The sequence below is a fragment of the Pseudomonas leptonychotis genome (assembly GCF_004920405.1).
GTDB classification, from domain to species: domain Bacteria; phylum Pseudomonadota; class Gammaproteobacteria; order Pseudomonadales; family Pseudomonadaceae; genus Aquipseudomonas; species Aquipseudomonas leptonychotis.
The window spans coordinates 463,800-478,395 of the sequence record NZ_RFLV01000002.1 but is presented as its reverse complement, the minus strand read 5'-3'; the positions used below and the strand labels follow the sequence as shown (position 1 = coordinate 478,395).

The 14,596-nt window shown below is 54.8% G+C and carries 4 protein-coding genes; 2 read left to right on the top strand and 2 right to left on the bottom strand.

The features are described 5' to 3' along the window. The first annotated feature begins 280 nt into the window (after positions 1 to 280). Together D8779_RS12745 and D8779_RS20820 are read left to right on the top strand one after the other, a co-directional pair. On the top strand, positions 281 to 595 hold the full coding sequence (locus tag D8779_RS12745; protein ID WP_136664856.1) for a hypothetical protein: 315 nt from the start codon (positions 281 to 283) through the stop codon (positions 593 to 595). After that, the gene (locus D8779_RS20820; protein ID WP_136664855.1) at positions 592 to 9,255 is read left to right on the top strand and encodes a calcium-binding protein; all 8,664 of its coding nucleotides are present in this window, start codon (positions 592 to 594) and stop codon (positions 9,253 to 9,255) included. Before D8779_RS12745 ends, D8779_RS20820 begins: the two co-directional genes overlap by 4 nt. A 69-nt stretch (positions 9,256 to 9,324) precedes the next feature. Here D8779_RS20820 and D8779_RS12735 read toward each other — a convergent pair whose 3' ends face one another. Beyond that, a complete protein-coding gene (locus tag D8779_RS12735) occupies positions 9,325 to 10,650 on the bottom strand; it encodes a leucine-rich repeat-containing protein kinase family protein (protein ID WP_136664854.1) in 1,326 nt (441 codons plus the stop codon). A 123-nt stretch (positions 10,651 to 10,773) separates the two neighbouring features. Beyond that, complete coding sequence (gene metH / locus D8779_RS12730; protein ID WP_136664853.1) at positions 10,774 to 14,484, bottom strand: methionine synthase; 3,711 nt, start codon at positions 14,482 to 14,484, stop codon at positions 10,774 to 10,776. Positions 14,485 to 14,596: the final 112 nt, after the last annotated feature.

Here is a 14,596-nt window from a genome sequence, read left to right as displayed (position 1 = left end):
TAAGTTTGTCATGTGGCTGTTATTCTTGGGATGTGGAGTGGTCGGCACCCAAGAGTTTAATAAGCGTGGTATAGATGGTCTGAATATTAGGAGGGTGAATTGGTAGTTGCTTCTGTGTGTGCTGTCATGCTTTTGTCGTAAGCGAGCAGGTGTTGATTATAAAATTAATAACTTGGATGTGGTTTTATAGTTGGGTGTTTGATATGGCGCTGATGCGTCAGGCGGTCGATGGTCAGCCATTGTCCATTATTGTTTTTATTACTTCATTTGGGTGTGAATCTTGAAAAAAATTATAACTAATATTGCTCTGATTTTTTCTCTGGCTATTTGTATGGTGTTTGTGCAGTTTGGTGCGGGAAAGTGCGAAGAGTATTTGGTGTACGAATATATTGCCGATACTCCAGCCTATAGGGCAGTACTTGTTTCGCCTTCACTTAGGCTGGGGGATTTAAACGATCAAGAAAGGGGTGTCTTTCTAAAGGGTGATGGGATGCTTAGAGGTATAAGCTTTTGGGTGACTGCAGCTAAGTATTCTATCATGTTGCTAATTGTTATGTTGCTTTGTGTGGCTTTCATTAAAAGGAGATTTAAATGAGCAGGAGAGAAGAGATTGTTAATGCAGAGCTGACAAATGCGCTGCAACTTGATAATGGGGTTGTGTATGCTTCGCAAAAGTCAGGGGCGGCAATTCTAGAGTTTATGACTGGCGGGGAAGGCGCCGGGGAGCCAGGGCCATTGGAAAGTTCTATTTCTGATGTTCGTGCGCTTCAAGTTGAAGATGTTGTTGGCGGAATCTTCCTTGAAAAGTCGTGGAATATTATAGATAAAAAACTGGTTGCCGAAGGTCTTGCGCCTCTAACCCCAATAGAGAGAAATTATTGGCAGGAAAATTTGCCAGAGGTTATGAATTCTGCAGATCTTGAAGATTCATATGGCTTTATTGGTGGGAAGATTAAAGATTCAATATTTAACGGTATTGAAGGCTTAATGCAGCTTGCTAAAGATACTAATGAATATGTTGATGGTAATAAAGATAAGTGGAAAGAGTCTTGGGATGATCTTAAGAGTGAGATTAAAGATAAGATTAATGACGGAATAGAGAAGGGTGTTGAAGCAGGCAAGGATCTCAAGGATGCTTACGAGGGAGCGCTTGACGATGTAAGAGAGGCAATTGATGGTTTGAATAAAAAATGGGAGGATTTTGTAAGAGATTTTAATGCTGATGTGGATAGAGTTAATGCGCTGATGAATGAGCGCTTGTCTCAAGGGTTAAGTGCGGTTCCTCGGTATGATCCCCTTGCATTGGATATTGATGGTGATGGAGTAGAAACAACTTCAGCAAACTCCGGTATCACATTCGACTTCGACGGTGACGGGCTAAGAACCGGCACCGGTTGGGTAAAAGGAGATGATGGTTTTCTGGTTCTTGATCGTAATGCCAATGGCGCCATCGAAAATGGAGGCGAACTTTTCGGGGTTGACACTGTAAAGTTAAATGGCTTAAAGGCCAAGGATGGTTTCGATGCCCTACGTGATTTGGATAGCAATGCTGACGGTGTATTCGACTCACAAGATACCGAGTTTACAACTGTCCGTATCTGGCAGGACCTTAATCAGGATGGTGTTTCACAGTCCAATGAACTGAAGAGTTTATCCGCGCATAATATTACCGCCATAAATCTTGACTCGACCCGCACCAATCAGAACTCAAATGGCAATTTAATAAGTGCTATAGGTACGTTTGTTCGTGGTGATGGCAGTGAGAGTTCGGTCAATGGCAACTTAAGTCAAGCCGCCAATCTGGATCTGGCATCTAACCCTTTCTATCGCGAGTTTACTGATCGCATTGCCTTGGACTCAGTCGCCAAGGGGCTGCCGGATATGCAAGGCTCAGGGGCGGTACGTGATCTGCGCGAAGCCAGCATGCTCAACCCTGAACTTAAGGGAGCGCTCGCTGAGTATGCTTCGGCGCAGACTCGCCAGGAGCAACTGGGGTTATTGGATCGCGTTCTTGCCGAGTGGGCTGAAAGCTCCGGCTATCGAACCTTTGATCAGCGTGTTACGGCGCTGAACAGTGATGCGGTGCGTTTTGTTTTTTCCTATTCGTGGGAAAAACAGCAAGGTACTGATCTTGCGGCTGGTTCAACGGGTGGTAGCGGTAATAGCTCGGGGCCAACGGCTGCCCAGTTAGAGCAGAGAGTGTTGCTTGAAAAGATCAGGATTCTTGAAGTGTTCAACAGCCAGAACTTCTTCAACTTTAGTTCGACCCTACGCACTGACGCCAGTGGTAAGAAAACCATTGATGTGTTGATTGGTGCCGGCGCAATGCAGGGCGGTAGTGGTAGTTTTGGCGGCGGTATCGGCATGGGGACGGCCACTCACTACATTACCGAAGCTCATCTTGGGGTGAGCGCGATCCAAGCACCGTTCCTGAACAGCGCTTACGAGGCGTTGCGTGAGTCGGTGTACCAAGGACTTCTGTTGCAGACGCGACTACAGCCTTATCTGACAGAAATAGATCTGAGTTTGTCTCTAGATGGCATAACGTTGGATTACAGCGATGTCACTCAGTTACTTGAGTTGACCCACCAAAGCAACCCGGTTAAGGCCAGTGTCGATCTGTTTGAGTTGATCAAGGCAGTTAAAGGCCCTCTAGATCAATGGTCCGCTACTTTGGGTACTTGGGTTTCGCAACTCAATGCTGCTCAGCAACAGGCATTCAAACAGCAACTGGGTGACGTGAGCAGTATTGTCTCGGGTGGTGTTACTGCGGACTCTCTCTCAACTGGCAGCGCTTCGGACTTTGTTTTTGGCAAAGAAGGCAACGATACCCTTCAGGGCAATCAGGGTAATGACTACCTAGATGGCGGTGTGGGGAATGACTACCTGTACGGTGGTGACGGCGCAGATATCCTGCTTGGAGGTGGGGAGGATGATCAGCTTTATGGCGGTGCCGGCAAAGACATCCTTAGCGGTGGCGCGGGTAATGATCACCTCGATGGTGGTGAGGGATCAGACACCTACTTGTTTGGAATCGGTTCTGGAAACGACACCATCAGTAATTACGACCGTTCGGCCGGCCGCTTTGACATCGTTCTGCTGAGCGATGGCTTGGGTAGGGCGGATGTTCAGCTTTCTCGTCAGGGCAATGACCTGCTGATCAAGCTGAAAGGGCATGAAGATACGCTCCGGATCAACACTTTCTTCTACCAGGATGCCGCTGGTGGTTATCAGATCGATCAGATCCAGTTTGCTGGTGGGCAGTCCTGGTCATTGGAAGAGATCAAACAGATCGTTATGCAGCCTGCCGAAGGGTTGACTCAGTTGCACGGCTATGAATCTGCCGATGTGATTCAGGGCTCTGATATCGGTGAGTTCATCAACGGCTATGGCGGCAATGACACGCTTGCTGGCGGCGGTGGCGATGATCGTCTCGACGGTGGTGCGGGTAACGATGTTCTGAATGGAGGCACTGGTAACGATCACCTGACTGGTGGTGCGGGCTCAGATACTTATCTGTTCGGACCAGGTTCTGGTCATGATGTTGTGAGCAATTACGATAACTCCACTGGGAAACTTGACCGAATTCAGCTCGCTGCAGGTGTTACGCCTCAAGATGTGACTGTTCGTCGTTCGGGCAGTGATCTCGTGTTACGCCTGAGCAATGGTCAAGACTCAATACGTGTGCAGTCGTTCTTTTATGAGGATGGCGCCGGTGGCCGTCAAATCGACCGCATCGATTTTGCTGACGGCACGCAATGGGATGTGGCTGCAGTTAAGCATATGGCCTTGCAGTCAACGGATGGTGCGGACCAGCTAACTGGGTATGCGTCAGGAGATGTGATCGACGGCGGTATCGGCGATGACCATATCGAAGGCCTGGCGGGTGATGACACGTTGCTCGGTGGTTTGGGTAACGACAATCTAAGCGGTGGCGCTGGTCATGATGTAATTCGCGGTGGTAGTGGCAATGACTACCTAGACGGTGGTGAGGGGTCTGATACCTATCTGTTTGGACGTGGTGACGGCCAGGATCGCATTTCCAATTACGATCTAACCGCTGGACGAGTGGATGTAATCCAACTTGCCGAAGGTATAGCGCAATCGGATATCCGTTTGACCCGCAGTAGCAATAACGATCTGGTACTGACCATCCGCGACACGGGTGATTCGGTTTCGGTACTCAGCTTTTTTGCCAAGGATGCGACCACAGGGCAATTTATTGACCGCATTGCATTCGCAGACGGCAGTTTTTGGGGCCTTGAGCAAATCAAGCAGCAAGTCCTGCAGCCCACAGACGGGGCGGACACCTTATACGGCTATGCGACGAATGATCTGATCAATGGTGGTGTTGGTAATGACACCCTGATTGGCAATCAGGGCAACGATCATTTGTCTGGCGGCGAGGGCAATGATCGCCTGGAGGGTGGTGAGGGTAATGACACTCTAGATGGCGGTGCGGGTAATGACTACCTGACTGGTGGGGAAGGTTCGGATACCTACGTCTTTGGTCGCGGTTACGGGCAGGATGTGGTCAATAATTTTGATCGTTCTCCTGGCTCCGAGGACGTTATCCAGCTTGCCGCTGACGTTCTACCTGCCGATGTTCGCCTGACTCGTCTGCAGAACAAGCTCACCCTGAGCATTCAAGGTAGTGAAGACACACTGACTGTTGAGCACTTTTTTGAAAGTGACGCTACGGACGGTTATCAGGTTGATCGAATTGTTTTCGCCGATGGGACTTCCTGGAATGTCGAGGCGATCAAACAGCTCGTACAAGTCGGTACTGATGGGGTTGATAACCTGTATGGCTATGCCACAGACGACGTACTTCAGGGGCTGGCAGGTAATGATCTGATCCACGGCAATGCTGGGGATGATCACTTATCTGGTGGTGACGGCAACGACACTCTGTATGGCGACGATGGGAAAGATACATTGCTGGGAGGCAGTGGCGAGGATTTCCTGTCTGGTGGCCGTGGTGAAAACTTGCTGGATGGTGGTGCTGGTAATGATCGCTATTGGGGTGGAGAGACTGATACGTACGTCTTGCGCCAGGGCAGTGATCACGACCGGGTAAGTAGCTTGCCGGCTGAAGCTACCATCCAGATTGAAGGTTACAACCTTGAGCAACTGTTGCTGCGCCGTAGTGGTGACAATCTGATCGTTTCGTTCCTAGAGAACAGTCAGGATACGTTGAAGATCGAAGGTTTCTTTGACGGCAGCACTCCTCGCCGTGGGCTGACTCTGAAGGACGCGCTAGGCAATTTGGAAGTGCTTAGTCCTGAAGAACTCAATGCTCGAACGCTGGTTGGCTCGACAGACGACGATCATATTCAGGCGAACGATCTGGATAACACGATCTCGGCTGGCGATGGTGCTGACCACATAGAGGGCTTCGCTGGCGATGACCTGCTTGATGGTGGCACTGGTGATGATTTGCTTCAGGGTGGCCTGGGCAATGACACCTTGATTGGCGGCGCCGGTAATGACCAATTACAAGGCGGTCAGGATGATGATCTTTACCAATTCGCTGCTGGTAGCGGTATTGATCTGATTCAGGACGAAAGCGGTAACGACAGCCTGCAATTTACTGATGCTGTTCCTGCAGATGTCGTCTTGCGCCGTGATGAGTTTGACTTGGTGATTAGCCGCACTGCCACTGGTGACCAAATCCGGATCAAGGATCAGTTCTCCTATCAGGCAGGCGCACACGGCAAAACCCCAATCGAGGCAATGCTCTTCGCCGATGGTACGTCTTGGGATATTGATCAGATCAAGCAAATGGCGTTGGCAGGCACTGATACCGCGGATGAGATTTTTGGTCACCCTGACGACGATGTTATTCACGCTGGTGGTGGGGACGACATCGTTCATGGTCAGGAAGGCAGTGATGAGATCCACGCTGGTGACGGCAACGACACCCTAAATGGTGGCGATGGCGACGATACGCTTTACGGCGACGCTGGCGATGATCAGCTAAACGGTGAGTGGGGCGATGACCAACTGCATGGTGGTGACGGAAACGACACCTTAAATGGCGGTGGTGGTAACGACCATCTCTACGGTGATGCAGGCGATGACCATCTTTACGGTGGTGGTGTGCTCGACGGTGGCGCTGGTAACGATTACCTGGAAGGCAGCGGCCTGCTGATTGGCGGCGAGGGTGTCGACACCCTCAAAGGCGAGGGTTTCGACACCCTGCAGGGCGGTGCTGGCGACGATCTTATCGAGGCATACAGCAATGCCTGGAACCAGGGCAGCAATACCATCGAGGGTGGTACTGGCAACGACACTATCTACGGCTCGTTCGGTGAAGACACCTACATCTTCAACTTGGGCGATGGCAATGACCTGCTGATCGAGCGTCGTGCAGGCGAAGCTTTCAGCAACGTTGAGCCGACTGCGGATACCCTGAGCTTCGGTGAGGGTATTGCCGCCAGCGATTTGAGCTTCCACCGTCGTGGTCTGGACATGATTATTGAGCATGCCAATGGCACTGACTCGATCACTGTGCAGAACTGGTTCAAAGAGCCCAATGATCACTTCAAGCTTGAGCACTTCGTGTTTGCCGATGGCAGCGAGTTGAGTCAGGCGGATGTCGAAGGGCAAGTGATCTGGCACGGTACCGACTCTGTAGACAGCTTTATCGGTTACCGCGACCTCAATGACACCATGCGCCTAGGCGCTGGTGACGATAAGGCCTGGGGTCGCGCTGGCGATGATGAAATTCATGGTGAGGGCGGTAACGACTACCTGGATGGCGAAGAGGGTAACGACACTGTCTATGGTGGCGCTGGAAACGACCAGTTGATGGGTGGTGTTGGCAACGACCAGCTATTCGGCGGCACTGGCGACGACAAATACGTCTACAAACTGGGCGATGGCACCGATACCATCGACAACACTGGTGGCGGCAATGATGGCGTGTTCTTCAGCGGTGGTATTGATGAAGAGCGTCTGACCTTTACCCGCGATGGCGATGACCTGTTGATTCTAGTGGACGGCGATGCAGAACAATCTGTGCGCGTGCTGGGCCATTTCTTGGGTGGCGACAAGGCCATCAGCTATGTGCAACCCGATGGCGGTTCCCTGATCAACGCCACACGTATCGCCCAGATCGTTGCAGCTGGCAACGTGCCTGGTGGCTTCGATACCCTCGTAGAGGGTACCGCTGCAGGCGAGCAACTGGCCGGTGGCCAAGAACGCGATTTGGTGCGCGGCTTGGCTGGTAACGACACCCTGTTCGGTATGGGCGGTAACGACCAGATTGAAGGCGGTGACGGCAATGATTACCTGTCCGGCGGCAACGGCTCGCAGAGCGGATCGGGTGATGACATCCTGATTGGCGGCAACGGCAATGACCAACTCAATGGTGAGGATGGTGATGACCTAATGCTAGGCGGTGCTGGCGACGACAAGTATCAGTACCACGCCAATGGTGGGGTCGATGTAATCGACAACACGGGTGGTGGCTTCGACGGTGCCTTCTTTATCGGTATCGCGCGCACTCGGTTGAGCTTCCATCGCGAAGGTGATGATCTGCTGATTCTGGTGGATGGTGATCTTGCGCAGCAGGTAAAAGTGACTAATCACTTCCTAGGCGGCGATTTTGCGATCGATTACGTTCAGCCCGATGGTGGCAGCTATATCACTACTGCTCAGATTGCCGGTCTGCTGACTGCGCTACCTGATGGCGGCACCGGTGAGCCCGGCGATGGCGGCAATCATGGTGATGGTGAAGAACCGGGTGATGGCGGTACCAATCCAGGTGGCGGTGACCAGCCTCCAGTTGCGGGTGTTGGCGGTGATGATGTTCTCACCGGGACCGCAGCCCATGAGGTGCTTATTGGTGGTGCCGGTAAGGACACCCTCAATGGCGGCGCAGGTAATGACCGGTTGCTGGGTGGCGTTGGTGACGACACCTATGTCTACACAGCCGGCCAGGATGTGCTTGAGGAGTCGGGTGGAATCGACACTCTGCGCTTCGCCAATGGCATTACCTATAACCAAGTGGCTTCTGGCTTGGGCAAGTCGGGTAATGATCTAGTCCTTAAGGTGAATGGCAGCACGGCCAACCAAGTGACCCTGAAAGACTTCTTCCTGGGTGGCGATAACCTGGTTGAAACCATCAGCTTCGAAACGGGCGGGCAGTTGACTGCATCGCAGATCTTTGGCGCATTTGGGCTGGCTGTACCTACAGCACCTGCTGCAGCTTTTGACAGCGCTGTGCAGGGTACCAGTGGTAATGATGCTGCACTGAATGGCACTGCTCAGCGTGATTTGCTGCAAGGCTTCAATGGCAATGATCAGCTTTCTGGTGCTGCCGGTAATGATCGTCTTGAGGGTGGCAATGGCAACGATACCCTCAACGGTGGTGCCGGTAATGACACTCTAGTTGGCGGCCGTGGCGACGACATCTATGTGTTCGCTGCAGGTGGCGGTCAGGACGTTATCGATAACATCGGTGGCGGTTTCGACACGCTGCGCTTTGACGGCATCGCCTTCAATCAAGTCTCTAGTGGTTTGATGAAGAGCGGTAACGATCTGGTACTAAAAGTTAGCGGTGGCAGCGATCAGGTCACCCTGAAGAACTGGTTCTTGGGCGGTGACCACGTCGTTGATGTGATCAGCTTTGCTTCCGGTGACCAACTGACATCTGCTCAGTTGTTCGGTGCGTTCGGTCTTACAAATCCGGATGCCGCAGGCTCGCCGAACTATCAGGGCGTGCCGGATGAGCGTTCCTTTGGAACCATTCTGGCAGGGCAGGCCGGCGATCAGAACATCATTGGTTCGTCCGATGCTGACCTGATTGACGGTGGTGCGGGTAACGACAAGCTGCGCGGCGGCAAGGGTAATGACTACCTGCTCGGTGGCGACGGTAGTGATACCTACTACTTCGCTGCGGGTGATGGTCAGGACAGCATCAACAACTTGTCCAATACTCCGGCTGATAACGACATCCTGAGCATCGAAGGTATCACCCGTGACAACCTCTGGTTGTCTCGCCAAGGTGACAGCCTGGTGATTGACGTCCGGGGCTCGGAAGACAGCGTTACCGTGCAGGATTGGTATGCAAACTCCGCCCAGCGTCTGGATGCCGTCCAGGCAGGCGGCTCGACTTTGTACGCCAACCAGGTCGACAATCTCGTCAGTGCCATGGCCGCCTTCGGCGCGCCAGCTGGTGGGGAAATCAACCTGAGTCAGGTGCAGCGTGACCAACTCAATGCGGTCATCGCAGCAAACTGGCAGTAGTACAACGCGCTAATAAACAGCCCGCCTTAATGGCGGGCTGTTTGTTTGTGGAGTTAGATACTGGTGTGGTCAGGCCGCGTTGCAGTCTTGCAGGCACTCTTGAATCTCGGCGAACAACGGACGTTCGGCAGGTTGCGGGTGGCTGCATCGTGCATGCAGATGCCACAAGCGGGCTTGCTGAAGGGGCTGGTCCTCTTTGTTGCAACGCACTAACAACTCCTCTAGCAAGCAGGCAAAGGCACGGGCCTCGAGCTGTTGCAGGGCGATCCCGCTGCTGCTCTGGGGTTGGAAAAACGAAGCAGCGCCGAAATCGCCTAATAGCGTTTGCCCGGCTGGGTCGACCAGCAAGTTATGGGCATATAGATCGCCATGAAGGATGCCGCGTTGATGCAGGTGAACGACGGCCGCCGCTGTGTCGCGCAAAATGCGTAAGGCTTCTGCCACGCTGAAACGACGCTGCTCGGCGTAACAGTCGCGCGTGCAGCTGGTGAGTGAGGGCGGCCCGGCCAGTGGTTGGAAACTTGGCGCAATACGCTCCAGTAACAGGCCGGGCGGGCCGTCCTGCAGTGGTTCCAGTGGGCCGGCAACGCTGATTAGGTTGTTATGTTCACCGGCTGCTATACAGGCGGCCATCTCGCTGTGGGCAAGTCCGTCGCTGGTTATGTCACCTTTGAACAGTTTGACCGCCATGGCCTGCGCCGGCTGGTTTGGCTGCTGCCAGGTCGCACTGTGGATAATCCCCGAGGCGCCCTGACCAAGTATTTCACCCAGCTTAAGGGTGTCGTGCGCGATGGTCGGCAGTGGGTGTTGCCGAAGAATTTCAGCTTCGCTGGCGTCGCTGAATGGATTGCCGGCAAAGGCCAGCCAGCACAAGGACGGTAATCCCGTGAGCCATTCCGGTAGATGCTCTAGGTGGTTAGCCGCGATGCGCAGTAGCTCCAAGCGATGCAGGTTGGCCAGGCTCGCGGGTAGCGCGCGGACCTGGTTGCCTGCCAGCATCAGCTTTTGTAAGTGCGCACAGTCACCTAACTCAGCCGGTAGCTGCTGCAGTCGATTGTCGGTCAGGATCAGCCAGCGCAACTTGGGTGGTAGTGCCGCAGCAGGCAGGTGTTGAATGCGGTTGCTCTTGAATCCGATCATTTCTAGCTGCGGACACTCGCCCAATACCTCAGGTACTGAGGCGAACAGGTTGTCTGAGCAAAACAGAATACGCAGTTTATGCAGGCGCGCTAAGTCGGCGGGGAGTGCGCTGAGGCGGTTGCCCGAAAGGTTGAGGACTTCGAGGCTGTCGGCCAGAGCGAAAATCTCTTCTGGGAAGTCGGACAGGTCGCAACAAAGGTCTAGCCGAGTAATACCGGCCAGTTCACCGCTGCGAAGTTGTTCAAGGCTGTGCATAAGAAGAGTGGGCTCGCGCACTGGAGCGATGCCCAGCGGTGTTTGACTGAGAAAGGGCGTAACTACAGCGGCAGCGGGCTGAGTAGAAAGTCCGCTGCCGTGTGTTTATCCGCAACAGCGTGTTTAGTTGTCATACCCCAGATTAGGCGCCAACCAACGTTCGCTGACGTTGAGGTCCTGCTGTTTGCGCGCCGTGTAGCTTTCCACCTGGTCTTTGTCGATTTTGCCGACGGCGAAGTACTGCGCCTGTGGGTGGGCGAAGTACCAGCCGCTGACCGAGGCCGCGGGGAACATGGCGTAGTGCTCGGTGAGGAACACACCACTGCAACCGGCCTGGTTATAGGTGGCGGCCGGGTCGAGCAGATTGAACAGCGTGCCTTTTTCAGTGTGATCCGGGCAGGCCGGATAGCCGGGAGCAGGGCGGATGCCTTTGTAGGCTTCTTTGATTAGCTCGTCGTTGCTTAGCTGCTCGTCTGGCTCGTAGCCCCAATGCGTGGTGCGCACCTCTTTGTGCAGCCATTCGGCGCAGGCTTCGGCCAGGCGATCGGCCAGGGCTTTGACCATGATCGAGTTGTAATCGTCGCCGGCGTCCTGGTAAGCCTTGGCCACTTCCTCGGCGCCGATGCCGGCGGTGGTGATAAAACCACCAACGTAATCGGTGATGCCACTGTCCTTGGGTGCAACAAAATCAGCGAGGGAGAAGTTCGCTTTACCGTCCGGCTTGATGGTTTGCTGGCGCAGGTGATGCAGAGTGGCCAGCGGTTGACCATCGCTGCCGTATACCTGCAGGTCATCGTCCTGCACCTGATTGGCAGGCCAGAAGCCGAGCACGGCGCGGGCGCTGATCAGCTTCTCGTCGATCAGTTTCTTCAGCATCTCCTGGGCGTCGGCATACAGCGCGGTGGCCGCTTCGCCGACCACTTCGTCGCTGAGGATGCGCGGGAACTTGCCGGCCAGGTCCCAGGAGATAAAGAACGGTGTCCAGTCGATGTACTCGGCCAGAACATTCAGGTCGATGTTGTCCAGCACTTTCACGCCAGTAAAACTCGGCACGGTTGGCTGATACGTCGACCAATCGAACTTAGGTTTATTGGCGACCGATTTGGCGTAGCTCAGGCGTTCGGTGCGGGCGCTACGGTTGGCGGTACGTTCGCGTACTTCGATGTAGTCCAGGCGAGTACGCTCGACGAAGTCGGCTTTCAATTCTTTCGACAGCAGTTGAGTGGCCACGCCCACCGCACGCGAGGCGTCGGTGACGTAGATCACCGCGTCGTTCTGGTACTTGGGTTCGATTTTCACGGCTGTGTGGGCTTTGGAGGTGGTTGCGCCGCCAATCATCAGGGGCAGGGTAAAGCCCTGGCGCTGCATCTCACGGGCAACGTGGACCATTTCATCCAGCGAAGGGGTGATCAGGCCGGACAAACCGATGATGTCGCATTTTTCCGCAATCGCCGTTTGCAGAATCTTCTCCGCAGGTACCATCACGCCCAGATCGACGATGTCGTAGCCATTACAACCGAGCACCACGCCGACGATGTTCTTACCGATGTCGTGCACATCGCCTTTCACCGTAGCCATCAGGATCTTGCCTTTGGCTTCTGGTTTGTCGCCTTTTTCCAGCTCGATAAAGGGGATCAAGTGACCGACCGCCTGCTTCATTACCCGCGCCGATTTCACCACCTGGGGCAGGAACATTTTGCCCGCACCGAACAGGTCGCCGACCACGTTCATGCCGCTCATCAGCGGGCCTTCGATGACCTCGATGGGGCGTGCGCACTGCTGACGGCATTCTTCAGTGTCTTCGATAATGTGGCTGGTGATGCCCTTGACGAGCGCATGTTTGAGACGGTCAACCACGCTCCAGGTACGCCACTCTTCGGTTTCGACTTCTTTGACGCTGCCGTCGCCCTTGTAGTTGTCGGCAATCGCCAGCAGTGCATCGGTACCTTCGGCAGTGCGGTTGAGTACAACGTCCTCGACCTTCTCACGCAGTTCTTTGGGGATCTCGTCGTAAATTTCCAGCTGGCCGGCGTTGACGATGCCCATGGTCAGGCCGTTCTGGATCGCGTGGTAGAGGAACACCGAATGGATCGCTTCGCGAACCGGGTTGTTGCCACGGAACGAGAACGACACGTTGGACACGCCGCCCGAGGTCAGGGCAAAGGGCAGGTGGTCGCGGATAAAGGCGCAGGCCTCGATAAAGTCGACCGCGTAGTTGTTGTGCTCCTCGATGCCGGTGGCGATGGCGAAGATGTTTGGGTCGAAGATGATGTCTTCCGGCGGGAAGCCCACTTCATTGACCAAAATGTCGTAGCTGCGCTGGCAGATTTCGCGTTTGCGCGCGGCGGTGTCGGCTTGGCCGGCTTCGTCGAAGGCCATGACTACCACGGCGGCGCCGTAGCGCTTGCACAGCTTGGCGTGGTACTTGAACTGCTCGACGCCTTCCTTCATCGAAATCGAGTTGACGATGCCTTTGCCTTGGATGCACTTGAGGCCGGCCTCGATCACTTCCCACTTGGAGGAGTCGATCATGATTGGCACGCGGGAGATGTCCGGTTCGCCTGCGATCAGGTTGAGGAATTTGACCATCGCCGCCTTGGAGTCGAGCATGCCCTCGTCCATGTTGATGTCGATTACCTGAGCGCCGGCTTCCACCTGCTGCAGGGCGACTTCAAGGGCTTCGGTGTAGTTCTCCTCGCGGATCAGCCGGGCGAAACGCGCCGAACCGGTGATGTTGGTGCGCTCGCCGACGTTGATAAACAGCGAGCTGCGGTCGATGGTGAACGGCTCAAGGCCGGACAGGCGGCAAGCCTTGGGGATTTCCGGGATGACGCGCGGCGGATATTTACTCACCGCGTCCGCAATCGCCTGGATGTGGGCTGGCGTAGTGCCGCAGCAGCCGCCGATGATGTTCAAAAAGCCCGAGGCGGCGAACTCTTCCACCACCACCGCCATTTCAGCCGGGGTTTCATCGTATTCACCGAAGGCATTTGGCAAACCGGCATTGGGGTGCGCGGAGACGTGGGTGCCGGCCTTGGCCGACAGCTCCTCCAGGTATGGGCGCAGGTCTTTGGCACCGAGGGCGCAGTTCAGCCCCACGGAGATCGGCTTGGCGTGGTTGACCGAGTTCCAGAAGGCTTCGGTGGTTTGCCCTGAGAGGGTACGGCCGGAGGCGTCGGTGATGGTGCCGGAGATCATGATTGGCAGTTCGACATTGTCGTCTTCAAACACCTGCTGCACAGCGAAGATCGCCGCCTTGGCGTTAAGCGTGTCGAAAATGGTTTCGATCAGGATCAGGTCGGCGCCGCCCTCGATCAGGCCGCGTGTGGCCTCGACGTAGTTTTCTACCAGCTCGTCGAAGGTGACGTTGCGGTAGCCGGGGTCGTTGACGTCCGGGGAGATAGAGCAGGTACGGCTGGTTGGGCCCAGCACGCCGGCGACAAAGCGTGGCTTGTTCGGGGTTTCCAGGGTCTTGGCATCCGCCACGTTACGGGCCAGGCGCGCGCCTACGACGTTCAGCTCATAGGCCAGGCTCTGCATGCCGTAATCGGCCTGAGACACCTGGGTGGCGTTGAAGGTGTTGGTTTCCAGAATGTCCGCGCCGGCATCCAGGTAGGCCTTTTCGATGGCGCCGATCACGTCCGGGCGGCTGAGGATCAGCAGGTCGTTGTTGCCCTTAACGTCGCTTGGCCAATCGGCGAAACGCGCGCCGCGGTAATCTTCTTCCTCCAGTTTATAGCTCTGGATCATGGTGCCCATACCGCCGTCGAGGACCAGGATGCGTTCAGAAAGCGCTTTCTGCAGAGCTTGGAGGCGGACGTTACGATCGGACATGGAGAACTACCTGAGGCGCGGAAACAAAGGCGCGATGATAGCAAAGCTGTGCGCTTTTGCAGTGGGGTGCGAATTAACATGAATCTGGCTCATGTAAGTTCGCTCGCCTTGA

Coding starts and splice junctions, on each gene's coding strand:
- D8779_RS20820 (WP_136664855.1), top strand. CDS start 592: ATGAGCAGGAGAGAAGAGATTGTTAATGCAGAGCTGACAAATGCGCTG.
- D8779_RS12735 (WP_136664854.1), bottom strand. CDS start 10,650: ATGCACAGCCTTGAACAACTTCGCAGCGGTGAACTGGCCGGTATTACT.
- metH (WP_136664853.1), bottom strand. CDS start 14,484: ATGTCCGATCGTAACGTCCGCCTCCAAGCTCTGCAGAAAGCGCTTTCT.